This window comes from Akkermansia muciniphila ATCC BAA-835 (assembly GCF_000020225.1).
GTDB lineage: Bacteria > Verrucomicrobiota > Verrucomicrobiia > Verrucomicrobiales > Akkermansiaceae > Akkermansia > Akkermansia muciniphila.
This window is the reverse complement of sequence record NC_010655.1, coordinates 1,692,805-1,712,413: the sequence shown is the minus strand read 5'-3', so window position 1 is coordinate 1,712,413 and position 19,609 is coordinate 1,692,805. Positions and strand designations below refer to the sequence as shown.

At 57.0% G+C, this 19,609-nt stretch carries 13 protein-coding genes; 6 read left to right on the top strand and 7 right to left on the bottom strand.

Going from position 1 to position 19,609, the window contains the following annotated elements:
• Nucleotides 1-86 precede the first annotated feature (86 nt).
• From AMUC_RS07625 to AMUC_RS12060, 5 genes are all read left to right on the top strand, one after another.
• A complete protein-coding gene (locus AMUC_RS07625; RefSeq protein ID WP_012420462.1) occupies nucleotides 87-1,070 on the top strand; it encodes a Kelch repeat-containing protein in 984 nt (327 codons plus the stop codon).
• A gap of 38 nt (nucleotides 1,071-1,108) precedes the next feature.
• Nucleotides 1,109-3,655, top strand: coding sequence for an MFS transporter (locus tag AMUC_RS12405; RefSeq protein WP_167525143.1), 2,547 nt, complete (start codon nucleotides 1,109-1,111; stop codon nucleotides 3,653-3,655).
• Nucleotides 3,656-3,669: 14 nt separating this feature from the next.
• The gene (locus tag AMUC_RS07615; RefSeq protein ID WP_157738263.1) at nucleotides 3,670-4,875 is read left to right on the top strand and encodes an SHD1 domain-containing protein; all 1,206 of its coding nucleotides are present in this window, start codon (nucleotides 3,670-3,672) and stop codon (nucleotides 4,873-4,875) included.
• A gap of 126 nt (nucleotides 4,876-5,001) precedes the next feature.
• Nucleotides 5,002-7,692, top strand: coding sequence for a DEAD/DEAH box helicase (locus AMUC_RS07610; protein WP_052294467.1), 2,691 nt, complete (start codon nucleotides 5,002-5,004; stop codon nucleotides 7,690-7,692).
• Nucleotides 7,613-8,179 carry a TRCF domain-containing protein gene (locus AMUC_RS12060; RefSeq protein WP_081429160.1) on the top strand — a complete coding sequence of 189 codons (567 nt, stop codon included), beginning with the start codon at nucleotides 7,613-7,615 and terminating at the stop codon, nucleotides 8,177-8,179. Before AMUC_RS07610 ends, AMUC_RS12060 begins: the two co-directional genes overlap by 80 nt.
• A 146-nt stretch (nucleotides 8,180-8,325) precedes the next feature.
• Here AMUC_RS12060 and AMUC_RS12055 read toward each other — a convergent pair whose 3' ends face one another.
• Entirely contained in the window at nucleotides 8,326-10,788 is a 2,463-nt protein-coding gene (locus AMUC_RS12055; protein ID WP_157738262.1) for a protein kinase domain-containing protein, read from the bottom strand.
• A 493-nt stretch (nucleotides 10,789-11,281) separates the two neighbouring features.
• On the opposite strand from AMUC_RS12055, the gene AMUC_RS07595 reads away from it, so the two are divergent.
• Nucleotides 11,282-13,231 carry a glycoside hydrolase family 97 protein gene (locus AMUC_RS07595; protein WP_012420458.1) on the top strand — a complete coding sequence of 650 codons (1,950 nt, stop codon included), beginning with the start codon at nucleotides 11,282-11,284 and terminating at the stop codon, nucleotides 13,229-13,231.
• A gap of 134 nt (nucleotides 13,232-13,365) precedes the next feature.
• On the opposite strand, the gene AMUC_RS07590 is transcribed toward AMUC_RS07595, so the two are convergent.
• From AMUC_RS07590 to AMUC_RS07560, 6 genes are all read right to left on the bottom strand, one after another.
• On the bottom strand, nucleotides 13,366-14,349 hold the full coding sequence (locus AMUC_RS07590) for a TraB/GumN family protein (RefSeq protein ID WP_042448074.1): 984 nt from the start codon (nucleotides 14,347-14,349) through the stop codon (nucleotides 13,366-13,368).
• 240 nt (nucleotides 14,350-14,589) lie between these two features.
• Nucleotides 14,590-15,801, bottom strand: a complete 1,212-nt coding sequence (locus AMUC_RS07580; RefSeq protein ID WP_012420456.1) for a phosphoglycerate kinase — start codon at nucleotides 15,799-15,801, stop codon at nucleotides 14,590-14,592.
• 167 nt (nucleotides 15,802-15,968) lie between these two features.
• On the bottom strand, nucleotides 15,969-16,994 hold the full coding sequence (gap, locus tag AMUC_RS07575) for a type I glyceraldehyde-3-phosphate dehydrogenase (protein ID WP_012420455.1): 1,026 nt from the start codon (nucleotides 16,992-16,994) through the stop codon (nucleotides 15,969-15,971).
• A 227-nt stretch (nucleotides 16,995-17,221) separates the two neighbouring features.
• Nucleotides 17,222-17,815 (bottom strand): Holliday junction branch migration protein RuvA, encoded by a 594-nt coding sequence (ruvA, locus tag AMUC_RS07570; protein WP_042449043.1) that lies wholly within the window; start codon nucleotides 17,813-17,815, stop codon nucleotides 17,222-17,224.
• A gap of 65 nt (nucleotides 17,816-17,880) precedes the next feature.
• Nucleotides 17,881-18,414, bottom strand: a complete 534-nt coding sequence (locus AMUC_RS07565; RefSeq protein WP_012420453.1) for a hypothetical protein — start codon at nucleotides 18,412-18,414, stop codon at nucleotides 17,881-17,883.
• Nucleotides 18,415-19,000: 586 nt separating this feature from the next.
• Nucleotides 19,001-19,606 (bottom strand): polysaccharide biosynthesis/export family protein, encoded by a 606-nt coding sequence (locus AMUC_RS07560; protein ID WP_012420452.1) that lies wholly within the window; start codon nucleotides 19,604-19,606, stop codon nucleotides 19,001-19,003.
• Nucleotides 19,607-19,609 lie beyond the last annotated feature (3 nt).

Genomic DNA, 19,609 nt, shown 5'->3' with positions numbered 1-19,609 from the left:
ATTTATTCAAAAAAATAGGACCAGAGGTTAATACTGGCGCAGCCGCCGGTTTTTAGCTAGTATATGGCGAGTCATTTACACGTATTATGAGCCGCTATTCTTCATCCTGGACACCTTTACCCGCCCTTCCCGATCCGGAAGGCTTCGCCGGCATGTACGCAGGGACCTGCGGAGAAATAATGATTTGTGCAGGAGGTACCAATTTCCCGGAAAAGCCCATGCTTGAAGGAGGAGCCAAAACGTGGACGGACCGTATCTTTACGCTCTCTCCGGGGGAAAACGAATGGAAAGAGGCCGGAACATTGCCCGTGCCTTATGCATACGGCGCCTCCGCCGGCATCAGGGAAGGCCTGCTGTGCATCGGCGGCTGCGGCAAGGAAGGGCACCGGAAAGACGTTTACCTGCTGAACCTCGCGGAGGGAACTGTCACCACGCATCCTTTCCCTTCCCTCCCTATCGCCCTGGCATATACGGCGGCTGCCGTCCTGGACGGGAAAGTCTATCTTACAGGAGGGTGCGAACGCCCCGGCGAGCAGGACTGCACCAACCGGGTCTTCATGCTGGACACACGCCGGACGGAACAGGGATGGCTGGAACAGGCCCCGCTGCCGGGCCGCGGCCGCTTCCTGCATCAGATGGCCGCAACAGACGGAGCCCTGTACGTGCTCGGCGGCATCGGCCTGCGGGAACAGGACGGCCAACAGGTCCGGGAACTGCTGAAGGAAGCCTGGAGCTATACTCCGGAACACGGATGGACGCGCCTGCCGGACATGCCTTACGCCATCGCCGCAGCCCCCACCCCGGCCCCGGTTTCCGGAAACGGCGTCATTTACCTGCTTGGGGGGGATGACGGCTCCGGAAAAAAATACACTCCCCAAACTAATCCCGGCTTCAATAACCAATCCCTGTGCCTGGACACGGCAGACATGACATGGCACGACGCAGGCCCCATCGCCGCGCCCAGGGCTGTCCTTCCGTGTTGCGCGTGGCAGGACCGTTTCGCGGCCGTGAACGGAGAGCTCAAACCCGGCAGGCGCTCTCCTGAAGTGTGGAGCATCTCCCTCCCCTGATTTGACCGGAATCCAATTAAACCTCTCAACATATGCACATGACACGCTCCCTTACCCGAATTTCCAAGGCTTGCGGCTCCGCTCTGGCAGCCCTGCTTCTCATCGCGGCTCCGGCCGCTGACGCCTCCTTTTCCGTGGATGTCCGGACGTCCGGAACTGTTCCCGACCTTCCGGACCCGGCAGGCCGCGCCGGCATGGTTGCCGGAACCGTCACGGAAGACGACGGCAGCCAGTCCGTCATCGCCGCAGGGGGCGCCAACTTCCCCCAGGCTGCGCCGGGCGCCTCAACTCCGGAGGAACGCGGCCCCAAAACCTACTACCAGGATATTTTCAAGCTTCGCAACGGCCAGTGGAGCAAGGCGGGAACATTGCCCGTCCCGCTGGGTTACGCCGCCTTTGCCAGCGTGGGCAAGGGGCTGGCTGTGGCCGGAGGCCACAATGCTCAGGGCATCCTGAAAGATGCCCTGCTGATTAAAACGGACGGCTCCGTAGAAAAGCTTCCTCCCCTTCCCGTCCCCGTAACGGAAGCCTCCTGCGCCGCCCACGGGAACAAATTGTTCGTCATCGGCGGCAGAGACCGGGAGCAGCCGGAAACCGCACTCAATACCATCTACATGCTGGACACCACGCCGGACACGGATAAAATGAAATGGGTTTCCCTTCCCCCTTTTCCCGGAGAGGGGCGCATTCTCTCCACCGCTGCCGTCTGCGACAGCACCCTGTTCATCATAGGCGGCTGTTCCCTGTCCAGGGATAACTCCGGAGAAACCTCCAGGACGTATCTTTCCGACATGATCGGCTACGACATGACGTCCAAGGACCCTTCCAAATGGGGCTCCTCCGGCAGGCAGCAGCTTGCCGGACCGGGAATGCCCGTAGCCGCCGCCGCGGGTCCCGCCCCGGTGCGGGAAAACTCCATTCTCCTGATCGGCGGAGACAAGCGCGGCAACTCGCCGGACCCGTCCAGGCCTGTGGCGCAGTCCCGGGATATCCTGGTCTATGACGTCATCGGAAACACATGGACGCGCCAGGGGGAATGGCCCGTGGGCATCGCCACGGTTCCCGCCGTTGTCAGGGGCTCTGAAATCATGACCATCAGCGGGGAAACGGCCCCGGGCGTCCGGACCCCGGCAAACGCCTCCGCCTCCGCAGGTTACCACTTTGAAATGAGCACGGTTGATTACGCCGTTCTCATTCTGACCATCATCGTCCTGGCGATCATCATCGTCTCCGCCGTGCGCAACGGCGTTAAAAATGTTGCCTCCGTCACGGACCCGAACACCAAACCGGGCCTGTGGGCCTGGGTAGCCGTCATTGTCCTGTGGTTTGTGGTCATGCTGAACTATTTTGACCGCCAGCTCCTTTCCGCCCTGCATGAACCCATCGTACGGGACATTCCGCAGACGGAAGCCCAGTTCGGCATGGTCACCTCCGTTTTCCTGCTGATTTACGCCCTGCTCAGCCCGGTGGGCGGCTTTCTGGCGGACCGCTACAGCCGCCGGCTGATGATCCTCTGCTCTCTCGTCGTCTGGTCCGTGGTCACATGGTGGACCGGCCATGCGGAAGATTACACTTCCCTGCTCATTGCGCGCGGAGCAATGGGCATCAGCGAGGCATTCTACATCCCCGCCGCCCTGGCCCTGATTACGGACTACCACCGCGGCAGCACGCGCTCCATCGCTACGGGCCTGCACATGAGCGGCATCTATGTAGGCATGGCCGTCGCCGGCTTCGGTGCCACCATGGCTTCATGGACGGGATGGCGCATGACGTTCGCCCTGTTCGGCCTCATCGGCGTGGCGTACGCCGTCATCCTCATCCTGTTCCTGAAAGATCCGGCCAAGGCCCCGGCGGATACGGCCCAGGCAAAAAAACCGTCCGTACCGGAGGAAAAAACGGTGCTGCTCAATGTGGACAATGACGAACAGGCCATCAAGGAACCCTCTTCCAAACTTTCCACCGGAGCCGTCCTTTCCAGCCTGCTGAGCGGACGCCCCATGTGGATGCTGCTGGCCGTAGTGGCCTTTGCCGGAGCCGGAAACTGGTTCCTTCTCACCTGGTATCCCACCCTGCTTCAGGACAAATACCAGCTCTCCTCCGCGGAAGCGGGCCCCGCCGCCACCCTGTGGAGCTCCGTGGCCAAATACGTCGCCGTGCTGGGAGGCGCCATCCTGGCGGATATGTGGTACAGGCGCAACGCCCGCGCCCGCGCCCTGGTGCCGGGCATCACCTTCACCATATCCGGCCCATTAGTGGTTCTGGCGCTGCTGCCCGGCATCTTCGGCTGGGACATCACCGTTCCGCTCGTGCTCATGCTGGGTCTGGTCGCCACGCAGGGGCTGGCGCAGGGATCACTGGACGCCACCCTCATGCCTGTGCTACGCTCCCATATCGACGAGCGTTATTCCGCAACCGGCTATGGCCTCCTCAACCTCACATCCGCCGGCGTGGGCGCCCTCATCTCCTTCTTTGGGGGATGGTTCAAGGATCAGGGCGTTCCGCTGACCACCACCCTGGCGGCGGCAGGATGCCTGATGCTGTTCTGCGGGCTGCTGCTCCTGATGCTGCCGCGTCCCAAACATTAAACGCAATTATGTTCATGCCTCCCGTCTTACCCCTGATGAAAAAGCCCGCACGCCTCTGCCTGGCGGCGGGAACTCTGTTCACCCTTTTCCTTACCCCCCTTGCACAGGGGCGCACCTGGACCAACCTCCAAGGGAAAAAACTGGAAGCAGAATTCATCAGGCTGGACGGCCAGAAAGCCGTGCTGAAACGTTCCGGCGGCCAAACCGTCTCCATTCCCCTCACCCAGCTCTCCCGGGAAGACAGGGATTTCATCGCGGAACAGGAAAAAGGAGGGGCACTCCCCTCCAATACGGCGGACAATTACCACCTGCCGTGGCCCAGGAGCGTCAAATGCCCGGACAATTTCAAGGTGGAAACCATCAAGGAGGAACCGGGAGAATATATTTATGAAACACCCCATTTCCGCTTCATCTGCGACGCCAAGCTGGGCACCGGCATGATCAAGCGCCTGGGCCTCCTCTTTGAGGCCACCCACTTGGCCAACAAAACCCTTCCTATAGGAAACTCCCCTGCCCATGACGATTCCGCCAAATTCCCCGCCTACCTGTATGAAAAATTCAGCACCTATCTGGAAAACGGCGGACGCGAAGGCACGGCGGGCATCTTCCTGGGGACAACGCGGCCAGGGGACCGCGGAAGAATTCTGGTTCCGTTCGATTCCCTGGGAGTCAAAACCATGGGAAGCACATACGTCATTGACCGTGACAAGGACGCTTCCACCCTCATCCATGAACTGACGCACCAGCTCATGTCTTCGCAGGCCAAGCAGGCCAGCTGGTTTTGTGAAGGCTCCGCGGAATACATGGGCATGACGCCCTATGCCGGAGGCCGCTTCAACTTTGGAGCCAACCGATCCCACATTGTCTCCCGCGTGACGGAATACGGCAAAAAAAATACGGGGGGACGGGCCCTTGGGGATGACTTTGAGGCGCCCGGCCTGGAAGCTTACATGAACATGCCCTATTCCCAGTTCACGGGAGAAAACGCCAACCTGAACTACGGCCTGGCCGCCCTGATGGCCTACTATTTTTACCACATGGACGGCAAGGGCGATGCCCGGCGCATCAAGAATTACATGAAAGCCATTCAATCCGGAACCAGTGAAAAGGAAGCTCAGAAACTCCTCCTTGACGGACGGAGCTATGAAGAACTGGCCAAAGAAATTGAACAGAAATGGCGCAAGGCCGGCGTTAAAATCCGCTTCCGTTCCTCTTCCTGAACTGTGCCGCGCGTTCCGTGGAAACAGTCCCCCGACGGAAAACGAAGGGCGGTTTGTGCCCTGAAAAACCGTTGACACGGGAGGGAAAGGCGGCACACTTCCCTCAACAGGGATTCACAGACACGCATGGCAGAAGAAGCTTCCATATCCGCCCTGATGGACAGGGTAGCCCGTACCGCCCCCTTTCACCGGGAACTGGCGAAACTGGGCACGGAGGAACAGGCGGTTTTCGACCATACTTCCCTGCCCGGGGTGCCGTTTGTAGCGGCCCTGTGTATCAGAACCCTTCCGAATACCGCCCGGGCCTGGGTGGTCGCGCCCCATTTGCGGGCTCAGGAAGCCCTTGCAGCCCAACTGGAAACCTGGGGAGTGCGCCACCTCCTCTTCATTCCGGAAAAAGAGGTGGCCCTAGGGGAGGAAATGGGGGACCCGGAGCTCGCCGCGGAACGTCTGAATATCCTTCACCGCATCTCTTCCAGCCGCACGGGCGGCCAAACCATCATTTTGACGGAAGGCAGCCTGAACGATGAGGTTCCGTCCCCCGACGGCATGCAAAACCAGGGGATCACCCTGAAAACGGGGGAGACGCACGCACCGGACGACTTGATACGGCAGTTTGGGGAAGCGGGATTTGAAGGTGTTCCACAGGTCATTTCCCGCGGGCAATGGTCCCGACGCGGCGGCATCCTGGATGTCTTTCCTCTCCAGTCCTCCCACCCCGTGCGCCTGGAGTTTTTTGACGATGAAATTGAATCCATCCGGGAATTTGATGTGGATTCCCAGATTTCCTTCCGCAAGGCGGAACACGTCAACCTCATACTGACGGAAGCCGAGGGCGCGGAAACCCTGCGGGACTGGATCAAACCGGGCGACCTGGTTATTACCGCCCCTTTCTGCAAGGAACGGGGGAACGTATGCATCCTCACCTCCCCCCCGGAAAATGCGGCGGGGGAAGAAGACTTCTCCCTTGCCATCCATGACAATCCCCTGGGCAGCTTTGAGGCGGGGGACTTCGTGATGCAGGAAATGCGCCGTGAACTGGCGGAACGCCAAATCCGGGAATGGCTGGACCGGAAATGGAATGTCAGCATGTTCTTCCCCAATGAAGGGGAGGAAGAACGCTTCCGGGACATCTGCGCCGGAACGCCCTCTCTGCTGTCCATCACCCCCCTTCGCGGAGAACTTCCGGCAGGGTTCAGCATCCCGGAAGCGAAAACGGCCGTCCTCTCTTCCTCGGAACTGTTCGGCAGGTACCAGTCCGCTACGGCGCGCCGCCGCGCCAGCCGGGAAGACAAGGCGCGCAAGGCACGCGCGCAGGCATCCCTGAAAGACATCAATCCCGGTGATCTGGTGGTGCATACCAGCTACGGCATCGGCAAATTCATCAACATTTCCGCCGCCCCTGACTCCGGAGACGAGGAAATGAACATCCTCTACCGGGACAACACGATCCTGCACGTCCCCCTCAGCCAGGCGCACCTGGTCTCACGATACATAGGCCTGGGAAGCAAAACGCCGGAACTCAACAAACTGGGGGACTCCAAATGGCAGCGCGCCAAAAAATCCGCAGAACGATCCGTGGCGGATTACGCCGCCCAGCTCCTCAACGTCCAGGCGGAACGCCAGACAGGAAAAGGCTACAGCCACCCCCCGGACAGCAAATGGATGTGGGAATTTGAAAGCTCCTTTCCCTTCCGGGAAACCCAGGACCAGCTCCGCGCCATCGCCCAGACGAAAGCGGACATGGAATCCACCCGCCCCATGGACCGCCTGATCTGCGGAGACGTGGGCTTCGGAAAAACGGAAGTTGCCATCCGCGCCGCCTTCAAATGCGTGACGGGAGGCCGCCAGGCGGCCGTGCTGGTCCCCACCACCGTATTGGCGGAACAGCATTTCCGCACGTTCAAGGAACGCATGAGCGAATACCCCGTACGTATTGAAATGCTCAGCCGCTTCAGTAGCGCGGCGAACATCCGCTCCACGCTGGAAGGGCTCAGAACGGGAGCCGTGGACATCGTCATAGGCACGCACCGGCTCATTTCCGATGACGTATCCATGAAAAATCTGGGCCTGGTAGTCATTGACGAGGAACAGCGCTTCGGCGTCAGACACAAGGAAAAATTCAAGGAACGCTTCAAGGGAATTGACGTGCTGACGCTGTCCGCCACGCCCATTCCCCGCACCCTGTACATTGCCCTGATGGGAGCACGTGACATGAGCTCCATTGAAACCCCTCCCGTCAACCGGCAGCCCGTCCAGACAAGCGTGTGCCCTTACGACGAACGCATCATGAAAAAGGCCATGGAACGCGAGCTGGAGCGCGGAGGACAGATTTTCCTGCTGCACAACCGCGTGAAAACCATCGAACTGTTCCGGGACCGCATCCAGGCCCTGGTGCCCAAGGCCCGCATCGTCATCGGCCACGGCCAAATGCCTAAAGAAGAACTGGAAAAGGTCATGCGCACCTTCGTGCAGGGAAAAGCGGACATCCTGCTGGCCACCACCATCATCGAATCCGGCATCGACATTCCGAACGCCAACACCATCATCATTGACCGCGCGGACCGCTTCGGCCTGGCGGACCTTTACCAGCTCCGCGGCCGCGTGGGCCGTGCGGGTCACCGGGCCTACGCCTACCTCATGCTCCCCAGATCCGCCACCACCACGGGAGACGCCCGCAAACGCGTCTCCGCCATCAAACAGTATACGGAACTGGGTTCCCGGCTTCAAAATTGCCATGAGGGACCTGGAAATACGCGGTGCGGGCAACCTGTTGGGAACCCAGCAGAGCGGCCACATCGCCGCCATAGGCTTTGACCTGTATTGCCAGCTTCTCCAGCAATCCATCGCCCAGATGCAGGGCAAACGCACGGCCCCCCGTCCGGATGCGGCTCTAAGAACGGACTTCATCATCAACAGCGAAACGCAGTTCGCCGCAAAATCCCGCAAGGACTATCTGGGAGCCTTCCTTCCCAGGGAATACATCAGTGACGCGGCCCTGCGCATCTCCGCCTACAAGGATCTGGCCGCCGTCCGGACCCTTAAGGAAGCGGACAATCTGCTCCGCGCCTGGGAAGACCGCTTCGGCCCCGCGCCGGAAACGGTGCGCCACCTGCTGGACTCCCACAAAATCAAAATCCTGGCATCCCATGCCAACATCTCCATGGTGGAAATCAGCGGACAGCGCCTGATGCTCACCAGAAACGGGGATTTTATCCTGTTGTCCAACAAATTCCCGCGGCTGGCAAGCGCCGCTCCCGCGGACAAACTCCGGGAAACGCTGGACATGCTGAAAAACATTTAAATCCGCTGCGGTCATCCCGTGGCTGAATTCACCCATGGGAAAACATGAAAACCCGGAAAACAGTTCTTGCCCCTTGCCATGCCGGAACGGGTTTACGGCAGGAATACGAAACCGCGTATCCGCCAGACCGCTCCGGCAGCTTTCCATCAAATCCGCTTCTCTTTATCGTTGGAAAGCTCCTTTTTTTCCATCATTTCCATGATGCCGCATGTGTTGGCCGAAGCCATGATCACTTCTATTGACCACTCGAAATTCTCCACATTCTCTGCGTAATCCTCCATATTCATGGACACCTCCAGAACGGGAGATTCCTGGGTAAGAGCCGAACGGAAAGAACGGGACATAACTTCCTGCCCGTCCCTGAACAGAATTACCTTGTCAATAAAAAGACTTCCCCCCTCTTTGGAAGTCCGCACCAGACGAACACCTGAAAATTGCTTCATCTTCCTGTCCGGAATGGAACAGCACATCCGCGTATAAGCGCCATCCTGCTGCCCCAGAAGCTCCCAATGGGCTAAAATGGGGGCGGACAAAGTGAGCCGCGACAAATCATAACCGGAACCGGCCAACAGTTTGGACAGCCTCATGACCATCTCTGCGGAATAATCCACCCCCCACCCCTGGGAATACAAAATGCCCAGCATGTACAGGGCGGAAGGATCCTGCGCCGTAAAAGACATCAACAGCAAATCAACCGCCTGGGAATAGTTCTGGGACAGGCTGACCGGACACTGAAGAATATCCGGGAAAAACTCCTTGCCGCCTACAAGAAGAAACGCCAAATCCCTCTGGGCGACAATAAAGCCGCCCATGGCCGCCTTATAAAGCCAGGCGCCACCTTCTTCCCCGTATCTTCCATCCCGTTCGAAAATAAGACGGGCTATTTTATACTGCGCGGAAGGATACCCCGCCCTGGCGAATTTCCGCAACTGAACCTTCTCCCGCTCCGTCAGCACGATGGAATCAATTTCCGTACGGTTCCTTTTCCGGGAAGCGATAAGCAGTTCCCGGAGTTTGCTGTTCTCCGGGCTGTCCAGAGAAGCTTTCACACCGGGATCATACGCCGCGCAGATGAATTTGAAATGGGGCTTCAGGACTTTCCCGCTCTCCAACGTCGTAATTTGGGAAGAAACCACCTTCAAAGGATGGGGAACATTATCCTTGGTCTCAAAACTGAATCTGTAAGGGGCATCTACTTTCAGAGCAGGAAGATCCACAAAACGGAATCCTGTAAGCACCGGACTTTCAATCAAGGTGAAGGAAAAACCGTTAAATGACCGGGAAACCAGCTTCCCCTGCTCATCACGTATGGTCAGATACAGGGGCGGGCACATCTTGTCTTCCTGAAGCACCCTTAAATGAACGCATGCAAGTGAAAAACGGTCGGGCAGCACGGACGGCAGAGCATGACGCGATAAAGACGGGCTATCCAGCCTGACGTCAAAATGATCCATGGAACTTAACAATGACACATCCCTTGAATCTGAAATAATCTGGGGAATGGGAGTGGACATCACACTGGGAAAACGCAGCCCTAACGCATCTTCATTCTCCGTTCTGTTCCCCCCGTGAATAGAATATCCCAGAAGCGCGCCTATAATTCCCAGGACAATAATCATCCCAAACGCTATCTTCCGACTCGTCCTCAAATGTTCCTGTCCTTCCGACATAAGGCGGGAAGAGGATAAGGCAAACAAATTGAAAAAACGCTTACGGGCTGATTTGAACTCCTCGGGGGAGAACTGAATGGTTGAAACGGCGCCTCCCTCAACCCTCAGATCCTTCATCCACGCTTCTGCGGAAGCATAACGGTCTTCCACACGCGGAGAAAGGGCCTTGTCGATGGTTTTCAGAAAATTTTTCGAATAATGGGAAGACAACGAAGAGGATGCGGCCAGCGGCTGTATGGTGTCGTTGATCAGCCGTTCCTCCCCTCTGGGCGGCGCAAAGCCCTTCAGCAGGGAATAAAATGTAGCACCCAGGGAATAAAGGTCGCTCCAGGGCCCCATATCTTTTCTGCCCAGCGCCTGCTCCGGAGAAGAAAAACCACGTGTCGCCAGAACGGTCTGGGTGTGGTTGCTCTCGATACGGCGCGACGCGCCGAAATCAATGAGGACGGGAGCCCCTTCCTGCGTAAGCAGGATATTTCCCGGTTTGATATCCCTGTGGCAGATGCCTTTTTTATGAAGGTAATCCAAAATCTGGAGGATGTGCACCAGCAGCCCCTTCAACTTGGCCTCGGAATAACAGTTCCCCGCAAGAAGCTGCTGCTCTCCCAGATAATCCATGGGAAGACCCTGAACGTAATCCATGGAAAAATAAGCCGTTCCGTTACACTCAAACACGGAAAGAACCCGCACGATACCGGGCGAATCCAGTTGTGCAAGAACACGGGCCTCATTTAAAAAGTTGGAAAGGGTCCACTGGAAAGACTCGGCATCGTGTTCATTGTTGGGTATCACGCACCCTGTAAACGGATCCCGGTAAGCATAAGAAGAAGGAAAGTTTTCTTTAAGAACTACTTTTCTCTTCAGCATGGTGTCCCGCACCAGGTAGGTAATGCCAAACCCTCCGCTGCCCAGCACCTTCAGGATTTTATAATGTTCCAAAGTTGCTCCCGCCGGGAGTTCCTTGGAATAAACGGAAGACTCGTTCCAGGACGGGGGAGGAAGTAATTTGGAAGAGCTGCGTACAGAAACATTATCTGAATGCTCATCCTGTTCCAAAGAAACAGGATCACTATTAAAACCGCTACGCTCCATCCTTACATTTGCAATGCGCCTTATTTTATTGCTTCCTATTATTTTGTAAAGATTATTCTTTTGCTCCCTGCCAATCCGGTATTTTCCTGCAACTATCTGCACAGGAACATAAGATATCTATTATTTCTTCTTCATAAAGAATCTCCGGCCTTCACGAAAAAAACGGTATACCTCTACAAATTCATGTGGGAAGAAAAAAAGGCTTTCCCTCTTTATTCCGGAAATTGCCCGGATGCCTCCAATGGAACGGCATTTTCCCTCCTTCGGAACATGGATGTTCCAATTTCCGCTTCGCTGTTTTGCAATAAATGAACAAAGACGGACGTATTCTGATAAAGATATGCTTGTAAAATCACTCATTATGCTCAGCAGTACGGCAGGATGCCTCCTGACCGGCGCCGGACAGGCGGAGGAAACGCACGCATCCCTGCAATCTCCGGACGGGCGGCTGTCCTGGAGGCTCCACGCGGGCAGCCAGGCCGCCCATTCTCTGAAAAAAGGCGGCAAAACGATTCTGGAACCATCCGGGCTGGGCGTCGTCGTGAATGGAAAAAACCTCGCCGGAGGCATCACGGGATGGAATGTGGAAAAAGTGAAGGATAACGTTCGCGACACCTTCGAGACGCGGGGCAAATACCCCACCTCTTCCGTCTGCTTCAATGAATACGTGGTTTCCGGGAAGAACTCCTCCCTCCGGCTCCGGGCCCGTGTCTTCAACAACGGGGTCGCCTTCCGCTATGAGTGGACGGAAGAGGTGAAGAAAGTGCCCTCGCTGAATATCAGTGAAGAAAAAACCTCCTTCGCCTTTCCGGAAAAAACCGTTCTGTGGACCCAGGACGCCTCCTCCGCCCTGGGCCCCTGCGAGGGGGTCTGGTCTCCTTCCAGAATAACGGATTTCAAAAAAGATCCCGGCAATCCCCGCAGCTGTGTCCGCACCATGCCGATTACGGCGGAACTGCCGGACGGAGGCGTCGCGCTCATACAGGAAGCAGCCAACTTCAACAGGAAATGGAGCGGCATTAAATTTTCCCTCCAGGATGGCGCATGCCATACGGTATATTTTCAGGATCCCGGCGGCTTTTCCGCCCCCTCATCCTCGGAAATGCCCTGGCGTGTCATCCTAGTGAATGACGACCTGAACGGACTGGTCCGGAATGACGTCATCCCTTCCCTGGCTCCGGAACCGGACAGGAAGCTTTTTCCGGAAGGTTCCAAAGCCTCCTGGATCAGGCCGGGCCGCTCTACCTGGACCTGGTGGGACCGCGGGAATGTCCTGGAAAACGACCAATACGCTTTTGCCGATATGGCTGCCGAATTCGGCTGGGAATACCACCTCGTTGACGAAGGGTGGAAAAAATGGGGGCCATCCCTACCAGAAAGCATGGGCAAGCTGGCCAAACTGGCCAGCTACGCCGCTGGCAAAAATGTAGGCATCTGGGTATGGGTGCGATGGTCAGACGTCAACAACCCCGCCAATGACTGGGAAAATATGCGCAGCTTTTTCGGCTCACTCTCCAAAACGGGAATCAGGGGAATCAAGATAGACTTTATGGACTCCGCCTCTCAGGAACGCTTGGCCTTCTACGACGCCGTAGCGGAAAATCTGGCGAAAAACAAGCTTATGGTCAACTTCCACGGAGCCAATACCCCCACGGGGGAGGAACGTTCCTGGCCGCACGAAATGAGCCGGGAAGGCATTTACGGCGGAGAACAGAACATCTGGGCCGCCATTGGCGGGCAGCACTACTGCGCGCTGCCTTTCACCCGCCTGATATCCGGCCACGCCGATTTCACGGGAGGCTACTTTGGCCACGGCCCCAAGCTGCGCGGCTCTTCCTGGACCCTCCAAATGGCTGCCAATATCATTTACACGTCCTCCATGCTTCACTGGGTCTCCAACCCTGCGGACATGGAAGCTGCTTTCCCGAAGGATTCCCCTGAACGGGAAGTTGTCCGGAACATCCCTTCCGTATGGGAGGAAACCATCGTCCTTCCGCCGTCTGCCATTGGGGAATGCGCTGCCTTCGCCCGGCGGTCAGGAAACCAGTGGTACATTGCTCTGATGAACGGAGACGGCAGGGAACGCACCGTTTCCATTCCTTTGAATTTCCTGGACAAAAACACGGCATACCAGGCCACCATTCTCCGGGATCTGGCGGAAAAAAATGACGGATGGAGCGTGGAAACCCGGAAAGTCACTTCCGGAAATGCCCTTTCCTTCACCATGCGCATCAAAGGCGGAGGTATCGTCCGCATGGTTCCCTCCGGAACGCGGCATCCTGCCCCCTAAAGAACGGCATCCTGCCCCAGGCAGGGAAAAAGCCCCCCCTCTTCTTCCCTCTTCAAAGGCGGAGCGGCGGAAAACCATGTTCATCCGCCGCTACACCGCCTGTCCTGGAAAAACCGGGGAAAAATTAACAAAACTCAACCCTCCCCGCGCTGCCCGTCCGCACCCTGCTCCCTGGTGCTCCACGCCGGAAGCCAGCGCACCTCCCGAAGACGGTAGCCGCGTTCCAAAAGAGCGCCGTGCAGGCCGGGAAGATGCGCCGCTCCGTAAAAGACGCCTATCCTGCGCACGCCCTTGCCGCTCCAACGGTCAAACACTTCCATGCACTTGGCGTTCCGGCCTTCCAGAATCACGGTATTCTCCAGACCATTAGGAGCATTGGCCATCATGCCCATCAGCTTATTCTTCAACCCCGTTTTATTGCCGGCCAGGAAATCCGCCATCAATCCAAATTCACCGGCCCGGTTCGTTCCGGTTTTCTCAACCAGGGAGGACAAGACGGATTTAAGCATCAGGCCGGCAATGCTTTCACCCTTTCTGGCCTGCGCCTCGCGGAATTCATCCAGCGTCATGTCCGCATGGACGAAATGGGCTGCGGAATAATCAATGCCCTGATGCTGGGTCTGGAGTCCCAGCATATTGCTCAACTCCTTGTAGGCGCCCCCCAGCAGCCCCATTAAAAAAGACTTTTCCTCCTGCCCGCATTTCTTCCTCCATTCCACTATCCGGTTCCATTCCCGCGCCTCTTCCAGAGTCAGCCCCCCCAGCGGCTTGCTGCGGTCTATCTTGCGGCGCAATTCCTCTTCCCGCCGGAGGCCCTCTCCGCCAATCATTTCAAAAAGCAGCACATCGTACCTGCGGAACAGCTTATTCAGCCGGTCGTAATATTCCGGTTCCGCCACATGAACAGCACCAATGAGAGCTACTTCCATCCCATTGTCATGGACATAGGCAGCTACGGGAGTGGACAGGCTCTGCCGGTCGGGTTGAGGAGAATCAAGAAGGATGTACCGCCCGGGATACCCGCCATATTCCGCCTTCTCCGCATCGGGAATATCCGCAGCCGGTACAGGAGAACACCACCAAAGGACAGCCAGAAAACAATGCAGCAGTTTCATCATGCTCAGACTACCGGGGAGCATATTAAGAGCAAGCCCAAAAAAAGACTGCCTTCCTTTCCGGAATGGAAAGACGGCATGAGCATGGATTCCCACCTTATTCAAAAAGCCGGAATCGCAAAACTCCCGCGCTTTTTCAACGGAAGCCGGCAAATCAAAAATCCCGCACCCGAAAACGGGTGCGGGGAATGAAAAAGCCCATTCTGAACGCCAGGCGAAAACAATCCGCCCGGCCATGAACGGTTACTTGCCGCAGCAGCACTTGTCGGTCAAGGCCCCCACACCGGGAAGAACCTTGCCTTCCAGCAGTTCCAGGGAAGCGCCGCCGCCCGTGGAACAGAAGGAAAGCTTATCCTGCACCTTGAATTTCTTGGCTGCCGTCACGGAATCACCGCCGCCTACAATGGAAATGGCGGTGGAATCCGCCAGGGCTTCCGCGACTTCCTTGGTTCCCTTGGCGAAGCAGTCCATTTCAAATACGCCCATCGGGCCGTTCCACAGAACGGTCTTGGCATCCTTGATGATGGCGGAGAACTCTTCAATGGCTTTGTCGCCGATGTCGATGGCCATGCCGCCTTCCGGCACCTTGCCGCCTTCAGCGAAAGGAGCCGTGCAGAAGGTTTCGGCACCGTCTTCAAATTTCATGGCTACGCGCACATCTGCAGGAAGCAGGAATTTCACGCCCTTGGCCTTGGCCGCCGCCAGAATTTCCCGGGCCAGATCCAGCTTGTCTCCTTCAATCTTGGAAGCGCCCAGGTCATACCCTTCAGCCGCCAGAAACGTATTGGCCATGGCGCCGCCAATCAGGAACGTATCAGCTTTCTCCATCAGTTTGGAAAGCACTTCAATCTTGTCGGACACCTTGGCGCCGCCCATAATCACCACAAAGGGTTTTTCCGGGTTTTCCAGCTTGCCTTCCAGGTATTCCAGTTCACGTTCAATCAGGAAGCCCATGGCGCTCTTTTCCGCAAAATGCGTCACGCCTTCCGTGGAAGCGTGAGCACGGTGGGCCGTGCCGAATGCGTCGTTCACGAACAGCGTGGCATTGCCCAGCAGGGACTTGGCGAACTCCGGATCGTTCTTCTTTTCACCAGGATAAAAACGGACATTTTCCAGCAGAACCACATCACCGTCCTTCATGGCGGCGCGGGCGGCTTCCGCTTCCGGGCCAATGGCGGCGGAAACGAATTTCACGTCCTTGCCGAGCAATTCGGAAAGGCGGGCGGCAACGGGTTTCAGGGAAAAAGCGGGATCGGGTTCGTTTTTGGGACGGCCCAAATGAGAGGTAAGGACGAGGCGTGCGCCCTGGTCCAGCAGGAACTTGATGGTGGGGAGAGCAGCCACAATGCGGGCGTCATTGGTAATTTCCCCATCCTTGAGAGGGACGTTGAAATCCACGCGCATGAGGACTTCCTTTCCCTTGGCGTCAAGGTCGCGAACAGTAAGTTTAGCCATATCGGTTTATATTGTCTGGTTCAATGAATAAAAAAGGGAGGGCATTTCTGCCCTCCCGGATAAATCCCCGCCCGCCCGGCAAAACCGGCCAGGAAAGCCGGAAAATTGAAACAGGCGGACGGCAAGACTTGTCGTGCAACTGAAGAGCAAGCGTTGTCCGAAAGAACTTACTTGCCGCAGGAGCATCCGCAGCCCAGGCTGTCGCCCAGCTTCTTCATGGCCTGGGCGGCGCGGTTGGAGTAACCCCATTCGTTGTCGTACCAGCCGCAGACCTTCACCAGGTTGCCGCCGACCACATACGTGAAGCCGGAGTCAAAGATGCAGGAGTGGGGGTCGGAAACGATGTCCTGAAGAACGAGCGCTTCTTCGGAGTAAGCCAGAATGCCCTTCAGCGGGCCTTCAGCGGCTTCCTTCATGGCGGCGTTTACTTCTTCCACGGTCACATCCTTCTTGAGCACGGCCACAAAGTCGGTCAGGGAACCGGTCGGAGTCGGAACGCGGAAGGAAGCGCCGTTCAGGGAACCCTTCAGGTTCGGCATTACTTCACCAATGGCCTTGGCGGCGCCGGTGGTCGTCGGAATGATGTTGATCGCGGCGGCGCGGGCACGGCGGGGATCCTTGTGCGGAAGGTCCAGAATGCGCTGGTCGTTCGTGTAGGAGTGAATCGTGCTCATCATGCCCTTTTCAACGCCGAACTTGTCGTCCAGCACCTTCACCATCGGAGCAAGGCAGTTGGTGGTGCAGGAAGCGTTGGAAACGATATCGTGCTTGGCAGGATCGTATTCGCTGTCGTTGATGCCCAGAACGAAAGTCAGGTCCGGATCCGGGGAGGGAGCGGAAATAAGAACCTTCTTGGCGCCGGCGTCAAGGTGCTTCTTGGCGGCGTCGCGCTTGGTGAACAGGCCGGTGGATTCCAGAACGACGTCCACGCCCAGATCCTTCCAGGGAAGGTTGGCGGGATCACGTTCCACGGTGATGAGGATCTTGTGACCGTCAACGACCAGATAATCACCCTCGATGGAAATTTCACCGTCAAACTTGCCCTGCGTGGAGTCATACTTGAGCAGGTGGGCGATCGTTTCGATAGGAGTCAGGTCATTGATGGCAACAACCTTGTTGCGTTCTTCCTTGGACATGGCGCGCAGTACGTTGCGACCAATGCGTCCAAAACCGTTAATAGCGTATTTGGCCATAAGATTGAGGGCTTCAGATTTGATTAATTACTAGTCCCGGACTTATTCAAGTACCATGGACGCTGCAAGTTTAAAAACGTTTCAACCAGCCGTCAACACTATTGTTCCCCCATCATGGCAGTATGTTCCCCCAGCTTCCGCAAACAGGGAACACTCCGCCAGGCGGACATGTTCCCTCATGAAAATCAAAAACTTGCAAAAACACCTTCCTTCCTCCGGAAGCTCCTTCAATTCATGGAACGCAAAGCGGCGCGTATGAGCTCGTCCACGTCTGCATCCGGATGGTCCTTCAGATGGGCGGCTATCGCCTTGCGGGATTCCACCTGCTTGAACCCGAGCGCAATCAGCGCCAATTCCGCGTCCCCGGCGGCCTGGGAAGTAGCGCCCTGGGCCTGGGCTTCCCACGTGGCGGCCAGGCCCACTTTATCCTTCAGTTCCAGGACGATGCGTTCCGCCGTCTTCTTGCCCACCCCCTTGGCCCGAGCAATGCCGGAAACATCTCCGCCCACAACCGCCTGCTTGAACTGCTCCACGGACAGGGAACCCAAAATGGCAATCGCCGTTGCCGGGCCGATTCCGGAAACACGTTCAATCAGCAGCAGGAAAATATCCCTTTCCGCATCCGTGGCAAAACCGTACAGCACCTGCATGTTCTCCCGGACATGCAGGTAGGTTTTCAGCGTCAGCTCTCTGCCGGGAAGGGGATTCAGCCTGTCAAACGTGGACAGGGGCACAATCACTTCATACCCCACCCCATGAACATCCAGGATCAACCGCTGGGGATATGATTCCGCCACCGTGCCGCGCAGAAAAGCTATCATACCCTTAACGTGACACAATCCGGCCCGCGCGCAAGCTAAAAACGCATCCTCCGGAACCGCTTCCGTCATCTTTTCTGGAGCACGTGCAGCCTGACATGTTCCAGATCCTCCCGGTGGTAAAAGCAGCGCACGCGCAGTCCACGGGCTGTTTTCATCCTGCACCTGTATTCACGCAGCAGCCCTTTTTTCACCAGCCTGTAAACATAGCTGCGCACTACTCCCAGCATGCTGACAGCCCCGGCCATATCCATATAACACGGAGGCACGCGGCGGCGCACGGGCTCCCTTCCAGCAAGAACCCGCTCCACATCCAGCCGCCGCCAGTACAGGGCCAGGGGGCCCGTACCCTTGCGGACCACCCGGAAACGGACACCGTGGCGGTGCAGATACTGGCGCGCGGCGGAAGCACTGCAGCAGAGCCGTGCCGCGACGGCGGATGTCTCCACAAATGCGCTACCCGCCTCCGTGTAAGGCTGGCCGGACCTGGGATTCGTTCCGCGGCGGCGGATTTTGACATGTTCAGGGAAACTCAATTTGGGGTTGCTGATATATTCACGCCCTCCCACGCCGATGAATGTTTTCTTAAAACGGTATATCATGATTAACGGGTTTTCACATTGGATTTACGAAGCCTCATGCAGCCGTTCCGCACGAAACTCTAACATATTTTGGAGATTCCAAAAATGCATTGAGTTTAAGAATGTTCAACATTTTTCTTTGTTTTTCTGTTTTTTACATTCATACTAAACTCATTTCTCCGCAATATATGCCCGGAGACCATGCCGGCCAATAATGTGAAAAGGGCCTACGCGCCCATCGGGAAACTTATCCCCCTTAATCTTTTCCGGATCTCAAGCCTTCCATTCCCATAAACAAGAGGGTCTGGAAACAAATTTTCCCTCTTTTCCAGGCGTTCCTTTCCGACGCCGCAAGCTTTCAGGAAACAACTTCTTTCCCTCCGCGATTCCACCATACGGCCTCCCCGAAAACATCCATTTCCGGCAAGAATCCTGAAGAAGGGAGCATGAGAAGACCTCCCGGTTTCATCAACCGCTGACGACACGCCCCTTCACTCCGCCCCCCGCTTCCCCATCCGCGTTTTTTCCGATATTTCCCCCATCATGAAAACCGGCCCAATAAAAAAACCCGGCTTCCTTGCGGAAAGCCGGGTATGGGAAAAATGCCTCAGGGAAGAAGTTTTGCCGGGCGCCCTTCAAAAATCCCGCGCTGAGGAACAAAAATGCGGTCATTGGGCTGGATGGGAATCGCCCTGTCCTTAATGGAAAAATAATCATACGTCACGGTTTTTCCACCGCGCGTCACCTGCACGTAGCGGGATCCCCAGTCCGTGATGTCGCCGGCGCCCACAATCGCCTCCAGAAGCGTCATGCCGCGCCGCCACAAAACATTCTTCTTCATAGCCACACCGCCGCTTACCAGAACGATGTGTTCCGTCAGCCGCGCATCCGAACTCTGCACCTTCACCAAAAACGTAGGGGCCGTGTACAGCTCCGCCTTCTTGTAGGCGGCCATCAGCATGTCTTCAATCTGGCGGGCCGTTTTGCCTACCACGCGCAGCACATCCTGCCCCGGAGGGAGCTGGGGCATGCGTATCGTTCCGTTCCCGTCCAACAGATACTGCCCGGAAATAGCGGTAGCGTCGTCGGCGGGAATGCCGCGCACCTGGATTTCAATGGTGCCCTGGGGCGGCACGGCATCCGGAGACTGGGCGGAGCCCAGCCCCGCCGGGCCCAGCATAAGACAAAGGATGGAACAAATATATTTTTTCATGGA